Genomic DNA, 19,891 nt, shown 5'->3' on the forward strand with positions numbered 1-19,891 from the left:
TATCGGCAGAGTGTGAATCAAAAAGGTGCAACCAGCGTTCCGGCGCGGTGCACCTTTTTTGTTATCTAGCCGAGGGCCATGGGTATTGTGGCAAAACGGGGCCAATAACTTGCTAATCCGTACTTGATACGGCAAAGTCGGGCGATATTTCTTTATGTTATGCTCACTCTATAAGGCATAACGTCAGTGCGAGGCTATACCCCATGAAACGACTTATTATCGGCATTAGCGGTGCCAGCGGTGCCATTTATGGCGTACGGCTGTTACAGGTGCTGCAACATGTCGAGGGTGTGGAAACTCATCTTATTCTCAGTAATGCGGCTCGCCAGACGCTGGCGCTGGAAACGGAATTTAGCGTGAAGGATGTGCAGGCACTGGCCGATGTTGTACATGACTCACGTGACATTGCTGCTTGTATCTCATCCGGATCATTCAAAACGCAAGGTATGGTTATTTTACCCTGTTCAATCAAAACGTTATCTGGAATTGTCCATAGCTATACCGAGGGTTTGCTGACCCGCGCCGCGGATGTGATCTTAAAAGAGCGCCGCCCGCTAGTGTTATGTGTGCGTGAAACCCCGTTGCATTTAGGGCATTTACGCCTGCTGGTACAAGCCGCTGAGCTGGGCGCTACCATTATGCCGCCAATGCCTGCGTTTTATCATCGACCACAAACCATTCAAGATATTGTTGATCAGACCGTTAATCGGGTTATCGATCAATTTGACATCGAACTGCCTGAAGACCTGTTTACACGATGGCAAGGCAATAATTAACACTTTTCCCTTAATTGATACATTTGTGCAACATCGCACTGAAATGGGGCGGATTATGCACCACAATGATCCTGTTTTAGAACGCGTATCATGGCATGAGTGTGGTATTCGATTTTTGTATACGACTTGATGCCTGTATTTCGTGGTGATCGTGCTAGTTAAGCGGTGGTGGAATTAGCTTTCCTACCAGATGATTACTGGCACGATTACTGCAAATTGATTTATGAACGCTCTGGGTTGTACAGAACATTAACGCGCTTTCTGGCATCGAAAATCAATTTGAGGGTTATGTATGAATAAGAAGATGTTGGTTCTTCCGCTAGTCTTAGCATTAGCTGCTGCCAGCAGTGCTTTTGCTGCCATTCCGAAAGATGTCAAAATTGGTACTGATCCAACTTATGCTCCTTTTGAATCCAAAAATGCCAGTGGTGAATTGGTAGGTTTTGATATCGATATAGCAAAAGAGTTATGCAAACGTATCGATACTAAATGTACTTTTGTTGAAAGTGACTTCGATGCATTAATCCCATCACTCAAAGCCAAAAAAATCGATGCCATTATCTCCTCACTCTCCATCACGGAAAAACGCCAGAAAGAGATTGCTTTCACCGACAAACTCTACGCTGCCAATGCCCGTTTAATCGCGACCAAAGACAGTAAAATAGAGCCAACATTAGTCGCCTTGAAAGGCAAACGTGTTGGGGTGTTGCAAGGCTCTACGCAGGAAGCATTCGCCAATGCTGAGTGGCAGCCAAAAGGTATCGATGTGGTTGCCTATCAAAATCAGGACTTGATCTACGCTGACTTGGCTTCAGGGCGCATTGATGCGGCTTTCCAGGATGAAGTTGCAGGCAGTGAAGGTTTCCTGAAACAAGAAGCGGGTAAAGGCTATGCTTTCGCTGGCCCATCAGTAAAAAATGATCAGTTCTTTGGCGTAGGTACCGGTATGGGCTTGCGTAAAGATGATGCGGAACTGAAAGCGGCGCTGGATAAAGCCTTTGCAGAAATGCGCAAAGATGGCACCTACGACAAGCTCGCGAAAAAGTATTTCGATTTTGATGTTTACGGCGGTTAAGCACCTTTGCCGTTAGAGCCTCTGCCGAGAGTGGCAGGGGCCTCTACATGCAATTAAACATAGCAATTAACCAGACTCCTTACTCAGTAAAACAGGATAACCCAGATGCTGGATGGATATTCGAAACTGATATTTGAAGGTGCGCTGGTGACGCTGGAGTTGGCACTGTGTTCAGTGCTGCTGTCAGTGATTATCGGCTTGATTGGTGCCGGTGGAAAGTTATCATCAAACCGGCTGTTATCTGGCTTGTTTGAGTGTTACACCACACTTATCCGTGGTGTACCCGATTTAGTCTTAATGCTGCTTATCTTCTATGGTTTGCAGATAACCCTAAATAGCATTACTGAATCAATTGGTTTTGAACAAATCAATATTGATCCTCTCTCCGCTGGGATTATTACCCTTGGCTTTATCTATGGTGCTTATTTCACTGAAACCTTCCGTGGCGCATATATGGCCGTACCCAGCGGCCAAATTGAGGCAGCGACGGCATTTGGTTTCACCCCTAGCCAGATTTTCCGCAGAATCATGTTTCCTGCCATGATGCGCTACGCACTGCCGGGTATTGGCAATAACTGGCAAGTCATTCTAAAGGCAACGGCACTGGTCTCTATTCTGGGATTAAATGATGTGGTTAAGGCCACACAGTTGGCAGGCAAAGGGACTTACCAGCCGTTTTTCTTCGCTTTAGTGGCCGGTGTGGTCTATCTCATCTTCACCACGGTATCGAATGGCGTATTACTGTGGCTAGAACGGCGCTATTCCCATGGGGTGAAGAGGGCTGAGCTATGATAGAAATCCTGCAACAATATTGGCAAGCGTTGCTCTGGAGCGATGGCTACCGCTTTACCGGGATGGCTGTCACCTTATGGTTACTTATTTCCTCGGTAGTGATGGGCGGGTTACTGGCAATTCCTTTGGCAGTCGCAAGGGTAGCCGAACGGCGTTGGATTCGTTTACCGGTCTGGGTTTTTACTTATATCTTTCGTGGCACGCCTTTATATGTACAATTATTGGTATTCTATTCCGGTATGTACAGTTTAGAGATTGTCCGAGGCAATGACCTGTTAAATGCCTTTTTCCGCAGTGGCTTGAATTGCACTATTTTGGCGCTGACACTGAATACCTGTGCTTATACCACTGAGATTTTCGCCGGTGCCATTCGTTCGGTGCCACACGGTGAAATCGAAGCCGCCAGAGCCTATGGTTTTTCACGTTTTAAATTGTATCGCTGTATTATTTTACCTTCTGCACTGCGTATTGCCTTACCGGCCTACAGTAATGAGGTAATCTTAATGCTGCACTCTACCGCTCTGGCATTTACTGCCACAGTGCCAGATATTCTGAAAATAGCGCGAGATATTAACGCCGCAACTTATCAGCCGTTTTATGCTTTTGGTATTGCTGCCGTACTTTATCTGATTATCTCCTTTACGCTAATTAGCCTGTTCCGCCAGGCAGAGAAACGTTGGCTGGCTCATATAAAACCTCAGGCATCGCATTAAGTACGGAGACCTTATGACTGACACATTAGAAACTAAAATAGCTGAAACCAAACTGTCTGTGACGGAATTGCATAAGCATTACGGTGAACACGAAGTACTCAAGGGCGTTTCACTTTCAGCTAAAGCAGGGGATGTTATCTCCATTATTGGTTCTTCCGGTTCAGGGAAAAGCACTTTTTTACGCTGTATCAACTTTTTGGAAAAACCCAGTGAAGGCTCGATTAGTGTAAATAATCGTGATATCCGTTTGGTACGAGATAAAGATGGGCAGTTGAAAGTTTTTGATAAAAAAGAGCTGCAACTGTTACGCACTCGCCTGACGATGGTATTCCAACATTTTAATTTGTGGAGCCATATGACGGTGTTGGAAAATGTGATGGAGGCGCCGGTTCAAGTCTTGGGGCTGAGTAAGTCAGTAGCCAAAGAGCGAGCTATCCGTTATCTGGATAAAGTCGGAATTGATGAGCGCGCACGCGCCAAATATCCGGTGCACCTATCTGGTGGGCAACAGCAACGCGTCTCCATTGCCCGGGCATTGGCGATGGAACCGGATGTATTACTGTTTGATGAACCCACCTCCGCACTGGATCCTGAATTAGTCGGCGAAGTATTGCGTATTATGCAAAAGCTGGCAGAGGAGGGGAAAACTATGGTGGTGGTAACCCATGAAATGGAGTTTGCCCGTCATGTCTCCAGCCATGTTATCTTTTTACACAAAGGCGTAATTGAAGAGGAAGGCCCGCCGGCTGAACTTTTTGGTAACCCAAAGAGTACCCGCTTGCAGCAGTTCCTTTCTGGTGCACTGAAGTAACATCTCTGCGGGATAGCGATTTTATCTATCCCGCAGCAGTTTGATTAAGCTGAGGGTTTGTGCAGCACATTGCGCAGTGCTTCTTCCAATTCAAAATAACGAAAACCAAAACCGGCTTCTTCCAATCGTTTCGGCACTGCCCGTTGCCCGCCCAGCACTAACGCTGCGGATTCACCCAGTAATAAACGAATCGCGGCGGCAGGTGTGCGGATAACCGCTGGTCTGTCTAACACATCGGCCAGAGTGGCAATAAATTGCTCGTTATGTACCGGATAAGGCGAAACCATATTAAATGGACCCTTGAGGCCATCGGTGGTCAGCAAATAATGGATACCATGTACCATATCATCGATATGGATCCAGGGTAGATATTGGCGACCATCCCCTATCGGGCCACCCAATCCAAGACGTAATAGCGGGACCATTTTGGCTAGTGCACCGCCGTGTGGCGCTAATACAACACCGGTGCGTAACAGGCAAACACGGGTATGACTACTTTCAGCCGCCCGAGCCAGATTTTCCCAGCGTTCGCACAACTGATGGGTAAATTCATCATGTGGCGTCTCTTCTTCGGTAACCAGAGCTTGCCCCTGATCACCATAAAAGCCAACGGCGGACCCTGAAATAAATACTGCTGGCGGTGTCGTGCTGGCCTGTATTAGCGTGGTCAGGCGCTCGGTTATCTGCCAGCGGCTTTGGCATAGAATCTCTTTTTGCTGCGGGGTCCAGCGTTTTTCCGCAATAGGCTCACCGGCCAGGTTGATTACTGCATCAAAACCATTGAGATCATGTTTATCATCCAGCGTTGACCAGCAGGTGACTTGTGCGCCGAGTACCTGATTTGCCCGCTGAGTGTCACGGGTCAGTGCGGTTACTTGATGGGCTTGCGATAAAAGGAAGGCAGTCAGACTGCGCCCTATTAGGCCTGTAGCTCCGGTTATTAATATACGCATAGCCAACCTCCATTTATTCCCTTCTTAATTTGAAGCCGCAGAGGTGTTATCTGCGTTCACTTACCCAAATAACTTACTTGATGCCTGAATAGTGGCAGTCTGGTGTCTCTTTCAGCATAGGCTAACCTACGCTCTTCTCCTACGATACTGAGCATATCTTGAGATTAAAATTTTTATCTCATCAGAGCGTCTGGTGAGTCACATCATTTGGAAAAATAAAAAATTTTAACTAAATAAATGCACCAATCTGTCCGATTAATACGGTATTGAGTGCTTAAGTAATACCACTTCGACAGTAGAAAACGGCCGAAATGGTTATTTTTTCTGAGCAACAAGAACGACTATAAGCCATACGCGATTATTTTTAAAACACTGATTTTGCGAATTTCTGCTAGAGTGAACAGACTAACCTGAATGGACGAGAGGGCAGTTGGCCTTCTCCCTTGTGAAGTTTGGATGTTTTATAAATAAATATTGGGTGTTTTATAAAAACTCACGGTGGCTTATAAATCCTCCGGCTGAGATCTGGTTGTGATCTCATTGTTGTCCATACACTTTTTCAGGTGCGCATGAAGCTAAATATCGAAGTTAATTGTTCTTATGTATGCGAACCCATACATAGACAAGATGGTAGCTTACTGGCAGTAGAGCTATTAAGCCGATTTTCAGCTAAATCGGTTGATTTGCCCATCGATGTTGAAAAGTTTATTAAAGAATTAGATGTCGACGGAAAGACTAATTTATTCCAGGATCAATTGCGTGCAGTAAAAGCCTATAGCGCTTGGTTTATCACTCACCATGTTTTGCTCTCAATCAATATTGATTTTGATTTGGCGGGAGTGATTGTGACTGATGCCGCAACGCGCCAGTTGTTGGATGAGATGCCCTTCCTACGGTTGGAGATCATGGAGACTTTTTCTAATTTATCCGATGGTATGAATAACCCATTGTTACGGGAATTGGCGCAGCGGTATCCGTTATGGCTGGATGATTTGGGCAGCGGCGGCTCCACCTTGAATGCGGTCACAGCCAATATTTTTGAATATGTAAAAATCGATAAGCATTTTTTCTGGCAGCACAATAAGCATACCTTCCCGATCTTAATCAATAACATTAAGAAATATTGCCTCGGTGTCATTGTGGTGGGCGTGGAAAATGAAGACGAGTCGGCGCAACTTAAGGGTAGCAATATTGATGCAATGCAGGGATATTTATTCAATCCTGTGACATTGGATGAATTGGTATCTCAGCCCTCATTATAACGGTTTCCTCGTATTGTCGTTCACCTTGCGCTGATATTATTTTTTCATGTCGGCGCTGCTTTTTGCGATAAAATTTTTGCATAACAGATATCGATTTTTATCGGATTAATCCGATCAATTGGATGATAGAATAGGCTTCTTTTATCTCTCATTGAGTGCCATGGCGTTTACGTCGCCTGATTTGCTGAGAGTAGACCTAAGAGAAGACGATATCATGAAGTTAATGTTTGCTTCTGACCTGCATGGTTCGTTGCCCGCAACGGAAAAGGTGCTGGCTACCTTCGAGCGCAGTGGTGCGCAATGGCTGGTGCTATTGGGTGATTTTCTTAACCACGGGCCACGCAATGCGTTGCCCGCGGGTTATCAGCCAGCAGAGGTGGCACAGCGCCTTAATGCCTATAAAGAAAGGATCATTGCGGTTCGTGGCAACTGCGACAGTGAAGTGGATCAGATGCTATTGCAGTTCCCGATGATGGCGGGTTGGCAGCAGATTATTATGCCAGAAACCCGTCTATTTTTGACGCATGGTCACCTTTATCACCCTGGCGCACTTCCTCCGTTGCGTAATGGTGATGTCTTAGTCTATGGTCATACTCATCTGCCTGAAGCTCGGTGGCAGGGAGAGGTTATTTGCTTTAATCCAGGTTCGGTCAGTATCCCCAAAGGTGGGTACCCGGCAAGTTATGGCATGTTAGACGAGGGGATTTTACAGGTTTTGACCCTACATAATGATGAATCTGTCACCCAATTGAATTTTAAAAAAACTATTATAAATAGTTAGTTACCCAAAGTTATTGACGTTATGTCAGAGGGTAAACATATAATTAACAATTGCGCGAGTCTCACCGCGCCCAGATAGAAGGTTTCAGAGGATGGTGGAGCAAAATCCAGCAGCAGTCATCGAGTGGGTTGATATTGTTGATGAGCAAAATGACGTTATTGCTCAATCCAGCCGTCAACAAATGAGAGCTCAACGACTACGCCACCGTGCTACCTATATTGTGGTGCACGATGGAATGGGGAAAATTCTGGTACAACGTCGTACCGAGAGTAAAGATTTCTATCCCGGTAAACTGGATGCCACTGCGGGGGGGGTGGTGCAGAGTGGTGAAAACTACCTGGAATCTGCGCGGCGTGAGGCAGAGGAAGAGTTAGGGATAGCCGGTGTCCCGTTTGCCGAACATGGCCTGTTTTATTTTGAAGAAGAGTGCTGTCGGGTATGGGGCGGATTATTCAGTTGCGTGTCCCATGGGCCGTTTGCACTACAGGCTGAGGAAATTGAAGAAGTATGCTGGATGGTACCGGAAGATATCACTGCCCGTTGTGACGAATTTACCCCAGACTCTCTGAAAGCGCTGTCACTTTGGCTGACGCGCAACAATGAGCAGGATTACGGTAAAATTACCCCACGCGAAGATTGATTCCCGCTTAGCCATAAAAAAAGCCCCTTTGCAGGGGCTTTTGTGTATCTCACCTTCATCTCACTGATTATCTTACAATAATACCCAGCAAGATACCCAGCGCACCAAAGTCGGCATCACTGAATGTGGTATTGGCAAAGCCGATATCACCCAGCACTGGCAGTAGGAAGACTGGCAGGAAGGTAATCAACAATCCCTGTGCGAAGGCACCTAAAATAGCGCCACGGCGGCCACCGGTTGCATTACCAAATACGCCCGCTGCCGCACCAACGAAGAAGTGAGGAACGACGCCTGGGATAATCACGGTCATGTTCATCAAATAGAGCGCGAACATACCGATAAGACCTGCGGCAAAGCTGCTCAGGAAGCCAACCAGAACCGCATTAGGTGCATAAGGGAACACCACCGGGCAATCCAATGCAGGTTTTGCATTAGGAACTAACTTATCTGAAATCCCTTTAAATGCTGGCACTATCTCAGCAATAACCATACGTACACCTTGCAAGATGATGTACACACCCGCGGCGAAAGTGATGGATTGCATCAGCGAGAACATGAACCAGTTCTTACCACCACTCAGGCTTTTCACTACTTCCGGCCCGGCGAACAGGCAAGTCACGATGAAAATGATACACATGGTGAATGAGATAGCCACTGGCGTATCACGCAGGAACAGCAAGCTTTTCGGCACATTCATATCTTCAGTCGAATGTTCTTTATTACCGAATTTGCTACCAATAAAGCCAGCCAGCACATAAGACAAGGTAGAGAAGTGGCCAATTGCCACATCATCAGAACCGGTCACTTTTTTCATGTAAGGGTGGGCAATGGCTGGGAAGAACACCATCGCAACCCCAACCACCAACGAACCGATCACAATCAGTGTTACGCCACTGATACCTGCGGTGGCTAGAATTACTGCCACCATCATCGACATAAACAGGGTGTGATGACCGGTCAGGAAGATAAATTTCCATGGCGTAAAGCGGGCAATCAGAATATTGATCACCATAGCGAAGAACATAATCATCGCCATCTCTTTACCAAAACTCTTTTGTGCCACAGAAACGATCGCTTCGTTATTCGGCACCACGCCCTGAATACCGAAAGCGTGTTGGAAGATATTGGCAAAATCACCCAAAGATGAAACCACCAGGCCAGCACCCGCACCTAAAATCACAAAGCCCATGATGGTCTTTACGGTGCCTTTAATACACTCTGTCACCGGTTTTTTCTGGGCAATCAGGCCAATTAACGCAATCAAACCGACCAGAACAGCCGGCTCAGAAAGCACATCACTCATTAAGAAACGAAAGAAATCCATGCCAGCCTCCGCTTACAGCGCGCCTAATTCAGTTAATGCCACAGACAAACGTTCTTTCATGGCTTTTTTATCAATCATGTTATCAAGAGCAACGATTTTTCCACCAACGGCCTGAGCAATCAGCTGTTCGGCAATATCTTTGGTACCGATGAAGATGTCGCTTGGTGTCCCTTTGGCAGAGCCAAGATCCACATGATCCACTTCGGCTGTGACTGCCAGTTCTTTCAGAATACTTTTGATGCTGATTTCCATCATCAGGCTGGTACCTAAGCCGTTACCGCAAACCACTGTAATTTTCATTTTTTTTCCCCTTAAAATTATTATCCGTACAGAATGCTGTGATTAATAACGCGCAATGACAGATTGGATCTCTTGCGGCGTTTGCGCATTAAGTAGGGTTTGTACATCGTTATCGTTATCGAACAACTGAGCGAGTTGAGAAATAGCCTCTATGTGGCTGTTGCTGTCTGTCGCGGCTAACACTATGAGCAGTTTGACCGGGTCATTACCTTCAGCATTGAAAGTGACACCCTCGGTAATGACGGTTAATGCCAAGGCGAGTTTATTCACACCTTCTTCCGGGCGGGCATGTGGCATCGCAATGCCGGGGCCGACTACGTAATAAGGGCCAATCGCCTCATGGGAGAGATAAATAGCCTCGACATAACGCGCATCAATAGATCCATTATCAATCAGTGGCTTACATGAAATGGCGATGGCATCACGCCAGTCTTTTGCCTGGCTAACCACCTGAATGACGTCTGACGTTAACAGTGTTTTTAACATGATATTGATGACTCCCGATGACTGTTAACCTGAGAGTAGATAGTTATCGTTGCTATTAATGTGACGAATATCTCAATTGGTAGCGCTACCTGATAGCGCTATCAAATTTTGTGATAGCGCTATCATTTGTCGCGTCAGGGCCTTTGGCTATCTCGGAATAAGCCATATACAATGCAATGTATTGTCGAGACCCCGCAGACTGGCTTGTTTTATCCAGACAGAAAATTTTAATCCGACAAGAAATTTTAATTAGGCAGGAACTCAGCATGGAAAAAACGCGCAAGCGCCGTAATACCGGGCGGGTCACTCTATCGGATGTGGCGAATTACGCTGGGGTAGGGTCGATGACTGTTTCCCGAGCGCTGCGAACGCCGGAGCAGGTTTCAGATAAGTTACGTGAGAAGATAGAGCAAGCGGTTGAAACATTGGGATATATTCCTAATCGCACGGCAGGGGCTTTGGCTTCGGGGCATAGTGATACCGTGGCGGTTTTGATTCCGTCGCTGACCGATAAAGCCAGCTCCCGATTTATGCAGGCGCTGCAACAGATTCTGAACAAAAATGAATTTCAGTTATTGCTGGGTTGCCATGAATATAGTCAGCGGAAAGAAGCTGAAATACTGATGACGTTACTGCAAAGCAATCCGGCAGCCGTGGTGATATTTGGCTCACAACTGGCAGATAAAACCTATCAACTGCTTGAACGGGCCAATATTCCTACCGTTAATGTGGTGGGGTCCTATTTTAAAGGGGCGAAAATTACCCTTGAGGCGGCATTTTTTGAATCCGCTTATGCATTAAGCCGTCATTTACTGGAGCGCGGTTATCACAATATTGGTTTTATTGGCGCTCATATGGATAACCGCTTACAACGTCAGCAACTGAATGGCTGGCATAAAGCGATGCTGGAACATTATAAAAATGCTGATCAAACCGTCACCACACCAGAAACAGCCAGCTTACAGTTTGGTCGCTATGCCTTGACGGAAATTCTGCAACGCCAGCCTGAGCTGGATGCGGTTATTTGCAGCCACGAAGATATCGCTTTGGGGGTACTGTTTGAATGCCAACGTCGCTTGCTGAAAATTCCCGGCGGGATCGCGGTTGCCTGCCTGGATGGTTCTGATAACTGCGATCAGACTCACCCGACGCTGACGTCGATGCGTATCGATTACCGGAAGATGGGTAAAGATGCTGGCAAGATGTTGATCGAACTGCTCGAGAGTGAGGACGATGGCGAGTTGAGTGAACCGGTTAGCCAGAGTTTCAGCTATAAATTTGAACCACGGCAGAGTACCTGAGGCTAGCGCCAAACAATAAAGGAAAACCGCCCCGCAGGGCGGCTTACCGGGCTTACTTGCCTGACGTGTTGATTATCACCGTGATTGAGTTGTTGAAAATACGCCAACCCCCATTCCCGGATGTTAACAATGCGCCAAATACAACGAGCACAATACAAAAGTACCGTTTCATTGTGCGGTCCATGCTTAGACCGCTTCACGCCAGCACCACCGGTGATACTAGCGTGAATACAAGTACAGGGTTGCACTTGCGTTACGGCCAATGGATATCCTTCCCTTAAACCGATGCCCGCTTGCTTAAGGCGGCGAAAAGGTCCGCCGCGATTGTACACGAATGCACCCCAGCCGATACTTGACAGTGAATAGCAACTGGCCCAAAATATCAGAACAGGGTTGCACTTGCGATATGTTGGTAACAGTTATTTTGATACTAACAACCCCGCTGGAATGGCCGCTTACCGGACCAGCACAGAGAAACCGCCTATATGGCGGTTTTTTTGTTGGCGTATTTTAGGGATACGGTCTTTTGGCGAGTGTGGTTGCGAGGTGAAAACGTTCTAACCCCAATTTATACATCGCTTTGCCAACAAACAAAAACACCAGCACAAGGCTGGCGTTTCTTAGACAACGTAATCTTAGAATTAAGATGCGCTGGCGTCAGCCTGAGCGGATTGAATCGCCGTCAGTGCTACGGTATAGACGATATCGTCAACCAATGCACCACGGGACAAATCGTTAACTGGCTTACGCATACCTTGCAGCATCGGCCCGATAGAGATCAGGTCAGCAGAGCGTTGCACCGCTTTATAGGTAGTGTTGCCGGTGTTCAAGTCTGGGAAGATGAACACGGTGGCTTTACCTGCAACCGGTGAGTTAGGCGCTTTGGATTTAGCCACATCCGCCATGATTGCCGCGTCATATTGCAACGGACCATCGATGATCAAATCTGGGCGTTTTTCCTGTGCCAGACGGGTCGCTTCACGTACTTTTTCGACATCGCTACCCGCACCGGAATTACCGGTAGAGTAAGAGATCATCGCCACACGTGGTTCAATGCCGAATGCCGCAGCAGAATCCGCAGATTGGATAGCAATCTCAGACAGTTGTTCAGCCGTAGGATCTGGGTTGATTGCACAGTCACCATAAACCAGAACCTGGTCAGGCAGCAGCATAAAGAACACCGAAGAAACCAGTGAACTGCCCGGTGCGGTTTTGATCAACTGCAATGGTGGGCGGATGGTGTTTGCGGTGGTATGTACTGCACCGGAAACCAGACCATCAACTTCACCTTTTTCCAGCATCAGGGTGCCGAGAACGACGTTGTCTTCCAACTGTTCACGCGCGACCACTTCGGTCATGCCTTTGCTCTTACGCAGCTCAACCAGACGCGGAACATATTGCTCACGTACAGCAACAGGATCGATGATTTCAACGCCTTTGCCCAGCTCAACACCTTGCGCGGCAGCAACGCGTTGGATCTCTTCTGGGTTACCCAGCAGCACACAAGTTGCGATACCGCGTTCAGCACAGATAGAAGCGGCTTTAACGGTACGTGGCTCATCGCCTTCTGGCAGCACGATGCGTTTACCCGCTTTACGGGCCAATTCGGTCAGTTCGTAGCGGAATGCTGGTGGTGACAAGCGACGTGAACGCTCAGACGTTGCGCTCAGAGAGTCAATCCAATCACTGCTGATATGGCTGGCAACATAGTTTTGCAGCTTTTCAACACGCTCATGGTCATCTGCAGGGACTTCCAGATTGAAGCTTTGCAGGCTCAAAGAGGTCTGCCAAGTATTGGTATCAACCATAAATACTGGCAAGCCAGTTTGGAAGGCACGTTCACACAGGCTGTTGATACGCTCATCAATAGCGTAACCGCCAGTCAACAGGATGGCACCAATTTCAACGCCATTCATGGCTGCCAAACAAGCAGAAACCAACACATCAGGACGATCGGCTGAGGTAACCAGCAGAGAACCCGGGCGGAAGTGTTCCAGCATATGCGGAATGCTACGAGCACAGAAAGTCACAGATTTAACGCGGCGAGTGTTGATATCACCTTTGTTAATGATGGTGGCTTTCAGGTGCTTGGCCATATCAATGGCGCGAGTTGCAATCAACTCGAAGCTCCACGGCACACAGCCGAGAACTGGCAGTGGGCTGTTGGCAAACAGTTGGCTTGGATCGATGTTCGCGACGCTGGCCTTAGTGGAGTCATCAAAGATTTCAGACAGGTCAGGGCGGGTACGACCTTGTTCATCAACCGGCGCATTCAATTTGTTAATGATAACGCCAGTGATGTTTTTGTTTTTACTGCCACCGAAACTGGAACGAGCCAGTTCGATACGCTCTTTCAACTGATCTGGTGAGTCATTACCCAGAGCAATAACAAAGACGATTTCAGCATTCAGGGTTTTAGCAATTTCATAGTTCAATGCATTGGCAAACTGATGTTTGCGTGTTGGCACCAAGCCTTCGACCAGAACCACTTCTGCGTCTTTGGTATTTTCGTGATAACGGGCAACAATCTCTTCCATTAACACGTCTTGCTGGTTAGAACTCAGCAAGGTTTCCACATAACCCATATTCAGCGGCTCAGCAGCAGTGATGCTGGAGTTCGCACGAATGATGGTGGTGGTTTGGTCAGGTGCATCATCACCGGCACGAGGCTGGGCGATTGGCTTGAATACGCTCAGGCGTACACCTTTTTGTTCCATGGAACGGATGACACCCAAGCTTACGCTGGTTAAACCAACGCTGGTGCCGGTAGGAATCAACATTATTGTACGGGACACGGCTAAACCTCTTTACGGTTATGCCCTTCGTCCTTGAAGCCGCAGGGTTGTTGGCTACGCTCATGCACCCGAATCACTGACCTGAGTCAGCTCATCGGGATTTATTCGCTTGCCGCCTACCTGCAACTCCAATGACTTTGGGGACATCCTTCGTCCTTGAAGCCGCAGGGTTGTTGGCTACGCTCATGCACCCGAATTACTGACCTGAGTCAGCTCATCGGGATTTATTCATTTGCCGCCTACCTGCAACTTCAATGACTTTGGGTATATGTCAAAAACTCTTACGCAGTCAGACGGGCTGCGTCTTGTGCGATGACCAGCTCTTCATTGGTTGGGATAACCAGAGCCAGGCGGCTGCCCTCTTTGGTGATGGTGCCTGATTTACCAAAGCGTGCTGCCAGGTTGCGTTCGTGGTCAATTTCAAAGCCCAACAGGCCCAATTTGTCCAAAGTCAGTTCACGTACCATTGCGGCGTTCTCACCAATACCGCCGGTGAAGACCACGGCATCCAGACGACCATCCATCAGCGCAGTATATGCACCGATGTATTTCGCCAGGCGATGACAGAACACATCCATTGCGCGGCGTGCATCTGCTTTAGTTGCATAGTTGTCTTCAACATAACGGCAGTCACTGGTGACTTCAGTCAGGCCCAGCAGGCCAGATTCTTTGGTCAACAGCTTGCTGATCTGTTCCATGCTCATGCCCATGGCATCATACAAATGGAAAATGATCGCCGGGTCGATATCACCACTACGGGTGCCCATGACCAAACCTTCCAGTGGTGTCAGGCCCATAGAGGTATCAACACATTTACCGTTACGAACAGCAGTGACAGAACCACCGTTGCCCAAATGGCAAGTGATGACGTTCAGTTCTTCCAGCGGTTTGTTCAGGGTTTTAGCGGCTTCCTGGCTGACGTAGAAGTGGCTGGTGCCGTGTGCGCCATAGCGACGGATACCGTTTTCTTTGTATAAACGGTACGGCAGGGCGTAGAGATAAGATTCTTCCGGCATGGTCTGATGGAAAGCGGTGTCAAAAACAGCGACATTTTTATCAGCCAGATTTGGGAATGATTTCAACGCTTCAGCGATACCAATCAAGTGAGCTGGGTTATGCAGTGGTGCAAATGGGATGGAATCTTTGATACCCTGAATAACTTCTTCGGTAACGATAGCTGATGCTGTAAATTTCTCGCCACCATGAACAATGCGGTGACCGATAGCTGTCAACTGAGCGGAAAGCTCTGGTTTTTGTGCCAGAATAGTATTAACAATGAAATTCAGTGCTTCGCTGTGTGCTGCACCAGCACCCAATGCTGCTTCCTGTTTGCCACCATCAAGTTTCCATTTGATGCGGGCTTCAGGCAGATGGAAGCATTCGGCTAAACCAGAGAGGTGTTCTTCACCGTTGGTCGCGTCGATGATAGCAAATTTTAGGGAAGAGCTACCGCAGTTAAGAACCAGTACTAGCTTACTCGACATGGAAGTACCTATTTTATAGTCGTGTTCAACATTTGTTTTGCAAAAACAGCGCGCATGCGACATTGATGATGCAAAAACAGCGAAAAACATATGGTTAATAAAACGTCAATCATTCCAAAAGCGTAGCGCATATTGGCGTCGACATTAATGATTAACATCATGCGATAGAGAAAAAGGCATGATGATGGAAAAATCGCGGATTAAACGTTAAGTGCAAACGTTAAAACCTGGTGGTAAAAATCGGTGCGATTTAACAAAAATGATTTAAAAGCTGCAAAAAGTTGACATATTTAGCGTCATCTTCTAGCGGCCAAAAGGCCGAGTTAGGATACCGATAGCGGAGCCTAAAAACAAAATATATTTAAAAGACTAATTTTTAGTTTGTGGATTACAAAAAAATTTTAATTTTTGCTTGTGAAGTTGAGGTGAGCCATGACAACAAAACCCTCTGATTCTGTAAGTTGGTTTCAGGTACTCCAGCGCGGCCAGCTTTATATGAAGACCTGGCCTGCCGATAAGCGCTTGGCGCCGATGTTTCCCGAAAATCGCGTGGTTACGGCGACACGCTTCGGTATCCGCTTTATGCCACCACTGGCCATTTTTACCCTGACCTGGCAGATAGCCCTCGGTGGCCAGTTGGGACCCGCCATCGCTACGGCGCTGTTCGCCTGTGGTTTACCCTTGCAAGGGTTATGGTGGTTAGGCAAGCGCGCGATAACCCCGTTACCGCCAACCTTACTCCAGTGGTTCCATGAGGTACGTAACAAGCTAACAGAAGCGGGGCAGGCTGTTGCGCCTATCGAGCAGACGCCGACTTATCAATCCCTGGCCGATGTGCTGAAACGAGCCTTCAAACAGTTGGATAAAACGTTTCTTGATGACCTCTAGTGGCGGTTTCATGCCAGCGGGCTTTTATGCCTCAAAGGATTAGTGGTGCAAAATCCCCTGTCAAATCAAAGTATGGCCCAAGCCTGTGTGCGATGATTTCCTCATTATTTATGTCTTAGGAGTTAGTGATGGATATGACCAACGCCCAACGACTGATTCTGTCGAATCAGTACAAAATGATGACCATGCTGGATCCGGAAAATGCTGAGCGTTATCGTCGCCAGCAAACCATTGTCGAGCGCGGCTTTGGTTTGCAGATGCGTGAATTGGACCGTGATTTTGGTGAGATGAGCGAAGATACTTGCCGTACTATTATTAATATCATGGAGATGCACCATGCCCTGCAAGTCTCCTGTGGTAACCTGAAAGACAAGCAAGACTTGGATGAACGCCGTATCGCGTTCCTCGGTTTTGATGCTGCTACCGAATCCCGTTACCTGAGTTATGTGCGCTTTATGGTCAATACTGAAGGGCGCTACACCCATTTTGACTCAGGGACTCATGGTTTCAACTCTCAAACCCCAATGTGGGATAAATACCAACGTATGCTGGCTATCTGGCAATCATGTCCACGCCAATACCATTTGAGTGCTGTTGAAATTTCGCAAATTATCAATGCCTGATAGCGCATAACTTATTTGCTATCAGTAAGTTGAAAAATAGTTTTACTGATGAGGATGTGCTTGTGGAGTGTAAAGGTTTTCTTTTTGATTTGGACGGGACTTTGGTTGATTCTTTACCTGTTGTCGAACGAGCCTGGATTGGCTGGGCGCAAGGTCGAGGCATCAATCCAGCAGAAGTTCTTGATTTTATCCATGGCAAACAAGCAATTACCTCTTTACGTCATTTTATGTCGGGTGCAAGTGAGGCTGAAATTCAGGCTGAGTTTCTGGCATTAGAGCAGGTTGAAGCTAATGATACCGATGGTGTGAGCGCATTGCCGGGGGCGGTGGCACTGTTGGAGCGACTAAACAGCCTGTCTATTCCGTGGGCTATTGTCACTTCAGGCTCAGTACCGGTCGCTTCTGCGCGCCGTGCCGCCGGCCATCTGCCGGTACCTGAAGTGTTTATCACCAGCGAACAAGTTAAGCACGGCAAACCGCAACCAGATGCTTATCTGCTGGGGGCCGAGCGCTTAGGGCTGGCACCGGCTGATTGTATCGTAGTGGAAGATGCCCCTGCGGGGATTTTGTCAGGCTTGGCTGCGGGCTGTCAGGTGATTGCGGTCAATGCTCCGGCTGATACTCCCAAACTTGAGCAGGTTGATTTAGTGCTCAGTTCGCTGGAGCAGATTAGCGTTGAGGTTACCGCTAACGGCGCGCGGGTTGTGCGAGTAGGTTAATTCTTCGCCAGATACCTTAATATCACCACTGAGAGCGCCTGATGGCGCTCTTTTACTGTCTGGCACATCACAAGTTGATAAACTTTTTTCAGGAAAAAAACACAATAAAACCCTTTGTGGGATGGTAAGCACATAAATTTGCAGTCATTATTGATCTCAGACAGCGGCCGCTGCTGATTTTAATGTTTTACTGCCAGAGCCGGATATTTCCTTTCACTTTTTGCCAACGAGGCCATTTTGAACCGCGAACTATTGTGGGTGTTGACGCTACTTCTAATAGCTATTGTGCTGTTTACTACCAATAAACTGCGCATGGACGTGGTAGCACTGTTGGTCATTATTGCCTTTGTGATGAGTGGTACGTTGTCATTAGGTGAGGCGACCAGCGGATTCAGTGATCCTAACGTGATATTGATTGCGGCGCTGTTTGTTATTGGTGAAGGGTTGGTCAGAACCGGTGTTGCTTATCAGGTGGGTGATTGGCTGGTCAAGGTCGCCGGTCACAGTGAAACCAAAATGCTGGCGTTATTAATGGTAACGGTTGCCGGATTGGGCGCTTTTATGAGCTCTACCGGAGTGGTGGCAATCTTTATCCCAGTGGTACTGAGTGTTGCCAGCCGGATGAAGATTTCGCCGGGGCGGTTAATGATGCCGCTGAGTTTTGCCGGCTTGATAAGTGGCATGATGACGCTGGTGGCAACGCCGCCAAATATGGTGGTTAACAGTGAATTACTGCGCGAAGGTATCAAAGGCTTTGGCTTCTTTGGCGTTACCCCTATCGGCATTATCATTTTGCTGATGGGTGTCGCTTATATGTTAGTGGCTCGGCGCTGGCTGGGCGGGAAGCAGGAAAACTCAGAGAAAGAACAGCAATGGAAACGCCGCACTTTCCGCGACCTTATCCGCGATTATAAATTGACTGGCCGTGCGCGCCGTTTGGCTATCCGCCATGATTCTCCTTTGATTGGCCGTTCTCTTGACGAACTGCATCTGCGCGCCCGCTATGGGGCGAATGTGGTGGGGATTGAACGCTGGAAGCGTTTCCGGCGTGTGATGGTGAGTGCCACCGGTTCATCTGAATTACACGAGAACGATGTCTTACTGATCGATATGTCAGATTGCGACATAGATTTACGTGAATTTTGCACTGAACAGATGCTGGAACCGATGGTGCTGCGCGGTGAATACTTCTCAGAGCAGGCGCGCAACGTCGGGATGGCCGAGGTTTCGCTCATTCCTGATTCCGCCCTCTTGGGAAAGAGTCTACGTGAGGTCACTTTCCGTACCCGCTATGGTTTGAATGTGGTAGGTATTCGTCGTAATGGTAAGACTTTGGAAGGCAAACTGGTTGATGACAAATTGCAGTTTGGCGATATCTTACTGGTGATCGGTGATTGGAAACTGATTCGTCAGTTACAGTTAAAGACCCGTGATTTCATCGTACTGAACCTGCCGGCGGAAGTGGATGAAGTGGCACCGGCCATTTCGCAAGCCCCACATGCATTATTCTGTCTGGCGTTGATGGTTGCCATGATGATGACCGACGAGGTGCCAAATGTGATTGCGGCATTGGTAGCCTGTTTACTGATGGGTCAGTTCCGATGTATTGATATGGAAAGTGCTTATCGTTCAATCCATTGGCCGAGTTTGATTTTGATCATCGGGATGATGCCCTTTGCACAAGCATTGCAAAAAACCGGTGGGGTAGATTTGATTGTCCGTGGCTTGATGGATGTGGCCGGTGGGATGGGGCCGCGCGTCATGCTGCTATGTTTGTTTGTGTTGTGTGCCACTATTGGGCTGTTTATCTCTAATACTGCCACGGCAGTTCTAATGGCACCGATTGCGATTGCTGCTGCGCGGGAGATGTCGGTCTCGCCGTATCCCTTTGCGATGATTATTGGTATTGCAGCTTCAGCGGCCTTTATGACGCCAGTTTCGTCACCGGTGAATACCTTAGTATTGGGGCCAGGTGGTTATAAATTCGGTGATTTTGTCCGCATGGGGGTGCCATTTACGATATTAGTCATGATTGTTAGTGTGATGGTGGTGCCGGTGCTGTTTCCATTCTGATTGGGATGCTACAGGGTAAGAGTTGTGTTTAGTTCGGTTGATATGAGATTGGTGCTCACCTTGCCCCTTGGTGCCTCAACCGCCAAAGGGGTCAC

19 protein-coding genes are annotated in these 19,891 nt (G+C 47.7%); 13 read left to right on the plus strand and 6 right to left on the minus strand.

Features of this window, described 5'->3' with window-relative positions:
- Positions 1–203 precede the first annotated feature (203 nt).
- The 5 genes from V1955_RS06780 to hisP all read left to right on the plus strand — a co-directional run bounded on the left by V1955_RS06780 (position 204) and on the right by hisP (position 4,167).
- Positions 204–776 carry a UbiX family flavin prenyltransferase gene (locus V1955_RS06780; protein WP_083158239.1) on the plus strand — a complete coding sequence of 191 codons (573 nt, stop codon included), beginning with the start codon at positions 204–206 and terminating at the stop codon, positions 774–776.
- Between the two features lie 292 nt (positions 777–1,068).
- Positions 1,069–1,851 carry a histidine ABC transporter substrate-binding protein HisJ gene (hisJ, locus tag V1955_RS06785; protein ID WP_083158240.1) on the plus strand — a complete coding sequence of 261 codons (783 nt, stop codon included), beginning with the start codon at positions 1,069–1,071 and terminating at the stop codon, positions 1,849–1,851.
- A gap of 105 nt (positions 1,852–1,956) precedes the next feature.
- Positions 1,957–2,643, plus strand: a complete 687-nt coding sequence (locus V1955_RS06790; protein ID WP_083158241.1) for a histidine ABC transporter permease HisQ — start codon at positions 1,957–1,959, stop codon at positions 2,641–2,643.
- Positions 2,640–3,356: an ABC transporter permease gene (locus V1955_RS06795; protein WP_083158242.1), complete on the plus strand. Its 717-nt coding sequence runs from the start codon at positions 2,640–2,642 to the stop codon at positions 3,354–3,356. The genes V1955_RS06790 and V1955_RS06795 overlap by 4 nt, the downstream gene beginning before the upstream one ends.
- Positions 3,357–3,369: 13 nt before the next feature.
- A complete protein-coding gene (gene hisP, locus V1955_RS06800) occupies positions 3,370–4,167 on the plus strand; it encodes a histidine ABC transporter ATP-binding protein HisP (protein ID WP_005192680.1) in 798 nt (265 codons plus the stop codon).
- Positions 4,168–4,211: 44 nt separating this feature from the next.
- On the opposite strand, the gene V1955_RS06805 is transcribed toward hisP, so the two are convergent.
- Positions 4,212–5,120, minus strand: coding sequence for a TIGR01777 family oxidoreductase (locus V1955_RS06805; RefSeq protein WP_442820695.1), 909 nt, complete (start codon positions 5,118–5,120; stop codon positions 4,212–4,214).
- Positions 5,121–5,689: 569 nt separating this feature from the next.
- Here V1955_RS06805 and V1955_RS06810 point away from each other — a divergent pair.
- From V1955_RS06810 to yfcD, 3 genes are all read left to right on the plus strand, one after another.
- The gene (locus V1955_RS06810; RefSeq protein ID WP_193784623.1) at positions 5,690–6,382 is read left to right on the plus strand and encodes an EAL domain-containing protein; all 693 of its coding nucleotides are present in this window, start codon (positions 5,690–5,692) and stop codon (positions 6,380–6,382) included.
- Between the two features lie 214 nt (positions 6,383–6,596).
- A complete protein-coding gene (gene yfcE, locus V1955_RS06815) occupies positions 6,597–7,163 on the plus strand; it encodes a phosphodiesterase (protein WP_372569384.1) in 567 nt (188 codons plus the stop codon).
- Between the two features lie 91 nt (positions 7,164–7,254).
- A complete protein-coding gene (yfcD, locus tag V1955_RS06820) occupies positions 7,255–7,803 on the plus strand; it encodes an NUDIX hydrolase YfcD (RefSeq protein ID WP_083158246.1) in 549 nt (182 codons plus the stop codon).
- A gap of 67 nt (positions 7,804–7,870) precedes the next feature.
- Here yfcD and V1955_RS06825 read toward each other — a convergent pair whose 3' ends face one another.
- From V1955_RS06825 to V1955_RS06835, 3 genes are read right to left on the minus strand one after another with little or no spacing between them, the layout of a single operon-like run.
- On the minus strand, positions 7,871–9,127 hold the full coding sequence (locus tag V1955_RS06825; protein WP_005277900.1) for a PTS ascorbate transporter subunit IIC: 1,257 nt from the start codon (positions 9,125–9,127) through the stop codon (positions 7,871–7,873).
- A gap of 12 nt (positions 9,128–9,139) precedes the next feature.
- Positions 9,140–9,427 (minus strand): PTS sugar transporter subunit IIB, encoded by a 288-nt coding sequence (locus V1955_RS06830; protein WP_083158247.1) that lies wholly within the window; start codon positions 9,425–9,427, stop codon positions 9,140–9,142.
- A gap of 42 nt (positions 9,428–9,469) precedes the next feature.
- Complete coding sequence (locus V1955_RS06835; RefSeq protein ID WP_442820696.1) at positions 9,470–9,913, minus strand: PTS sugar transporter subunit IIA; 444 nt, start codon at positions 9,911–9,913, stop codon at positions 9,470–9,472.
- Between the two features lie 266 nt (positions 9,914–10,179).
- Between V1955_RS06835 and V1955_RS06840 the strand changes: the two genes are divergently transcribed.
- Positions 10,180–11,214 carry a LacI family DNA-binding transcriptional regulator gene (locus V1955_RS06840; protein ID WP_083158249.1) on the plus strand — a complete coding sequence of 345 codons (1,035 nt, stop codon included), beginning with the start codon at positions 10,180–10,182 and terminating at the stop codon, positions 11,212–11,214.
- 641 nt (positions 11,215–11,855) lie between these two features.
- Here the strand turns inward: V1955_RS06840 and pta are convergent.
- Entirely contained in the window at positions 11,856–13,994 is a 2,139-nt protein-coding gene (pta, locus tag V1955_RS06845; RefSeq protein WP_193784805.1) for a phosphate acetyltransferase, read from the minus strand.
- A gap of 296 nt (positions 13,995–14,290) precedes the next feature.
- Complete coding sequence (gene ackA, locus V1955_RS06850) at positions 14,291–15,493, minus strand: acetate kinase (protein ID WP_083158251.1); 1,203 nt, start codon at positions 15,491–15,493, stop codon at positions 14,291–14,293.
- Between the two features lie 432 nt (positions 15,494–15,925).
- On the opposite strand from ackA, the gene yfbV reads away from it, so the two are divergent.
- The 4 genes from yfbV to V1955_RS06870 all read left to right on the plus strand — a co-directional run bounded on the left by yfbV (position 15,926) and on the right by V1955_RS06870 (position 19,796).
- Positions 15,926–16,381, plus strand: coding sequence for a terminus macrodomain insulation protein YfbV (gene yfbV, locus V1955_RS06855; protein ID WP_083158252.1), 456 nt, complete (start codon positions 15,926–15,928; stop codon positions 16,379–16,381).
- A 128-nt stretch (positions 16,382–16,509) separates the two neighbouring features.
- On the plus strand, positions 16,510–17,004 hold the full coding sequence (locus tag V1955_RS06860; RefSeq protein ID WP_083158253.1) for a YfbU family protein: 495 nt from the start codon (positions 16,510–16,512) through the stop codon (positions 17,002–17,004).
- 62 nt (positions 17,005–17,066) lie between these two features.
- Positions 17,067–17,723 (plus strand): sugar phosphatase, encoded by a 657-nt coding sequence (locus tag V1955_RS06865; protein WP_193784624.1) that lies wholly within the window; start codon positions 17,067–17,069, stop codon positions 17,721–17,723.
- A 237-nt stretch (positions 17,724–17,960) separates the two neighbouring features.
- Positions 17,961–19,796 (plus strand): SLC13 family permease, encoded by a 1,836-nt coding sequence (locus V1955_RS06870; protein ID WP_083158255.1) that lies wholly within the window; start codon positions 17,961–17,963, stop codon positions 19,794–19,796.
- Positions 19,797–19,891 lie beyond the last annotated feature (95 nt).

The sequence above is a fragment of the Yersinia sp. 2545 StPb PI genome, assembly GCF_052217125.1.
In the GTDB taxonomy this organism is placed as follows: Bacteria; Pseudomonadota; Gammaproteobacteria; order Enterobacterales; family Enterobacteriaceae; genus Yersinia; species Yersinia enterocolitica_E.

Bases quoted from the DNA above. Each gene is read 5' to 3' on its own strand.
- V1955_RS06780 (WP_083158239.1), top strand. From the start codon at position 204: ATGAAACGACTTATTATCGGCATTAGCGGTGCCAGCGGTGCCATTTAT.
- hisJ (WP_083158240.1), top strand. From the start codon at position 1,069: ATGAATAAGAAGATGTTGGTTCTTCCGCTAGTCTTAGCATTAGCTGCT.
- V1955_RS06790 (WP_083158241.1), top strand. From the start codon at position 1,957: ATGCTGGATGGATATTCGAAACTGATATTTGAAGGTGCGCTGGTGACG.
- V1955_RS06795 (WP_083158242.1), top strand. From the start codon at position 2,640: ATGATAGAAATCCTGCAACAATATTGGCAAGCGTTGCTCTGGAGCGAT.
- hisP (WP_005192680.1), top strand. From the start codon at position 3,370: ATGACTGACACATTAGAAACTAAAATAGCTGAAACCAAACTGTCTGTG.
- V1955_RS06805 (WP_442820695.1), bottom strand. From the start codon at position 5,120: ATGCGTATATTAATAACCGGAGCTACAGGCCTAATAGGGCGCAGTCTG.
- V1955_RS06810 (WP_193784623.1), top strand. From the start codon at position 5,690: ATGAAGCTAAATATCGAAGTTAATTGTTCTTATGTATGCGAACCCATA.
- yfcE (WP_372569384.1), top strand. From the start codon at position 6,597: ATGAAGTTAATGTTTGCTTCTGACCTGCATGGTTCGTTGCCCGCAACG.
- yfcD (WP_083158246.1), top strand. From the start codon at position 7,255: ATGGTGGAGCAAAATCCAGCAGCAGTCATCGAGTGGGTTGATATTGTT.
- V1955_RS06825 (WP_005277900.1), bottom strand. From the start codon at position 9,127: ATGGATTTCTTTCGTTTCTTAATGAGTGATGTGCTTTCTGAGCCGGCT.
- V1955_RS06830 (WP_083158247.1), bottom strand. From the start codon at position 9,427: ATGAAAATTACAGTGGTTTGCGGTAACGGCTTAGGTACCAGCCTGATG.
- V1955_RS06835 (WP_442820696.1), bottom strand. From the start codon at position 9,913: ATGTTAAAAACACTGTTAACGTCAGACGTCATTCAGGTGGTTAGCCAG.
- V1955_RS06840 (WP_083158249.1), top strand. From the start codon at position 10,180: ATGGAAAAAACGCGCAAGCGCCGTAATACCGGGCGGGTCACTCTATCG.
- pta (WP_193784805.1), bottom strand. From the start codon at position 13,994: ATGTTGATTCCTACCGGCACCAGCGTTGGTTTAACCAGCGTAAGCTTG.
- ackA (WP_083158251.1), bottom strand. From the start codon at position 15,493: ATGTCGAGTAAGCTAGTACTGGTTCTTAACTGCGGTAGCTCTTCCCTA.
- yfbV (WP_083158252.1), top strand. From the start codon at position 15,926: ATGACAACAAAACCCTCTGATTCTGTAAGTTGGTTTCAGGTACTCCAG.
- V1955_RS06860 (WP_083158253.1), top strand. From the start codon at position 16,510: ATGGATATGACCAACGCCCAACGACTGATTCTGTCGAATCAGTACAAA.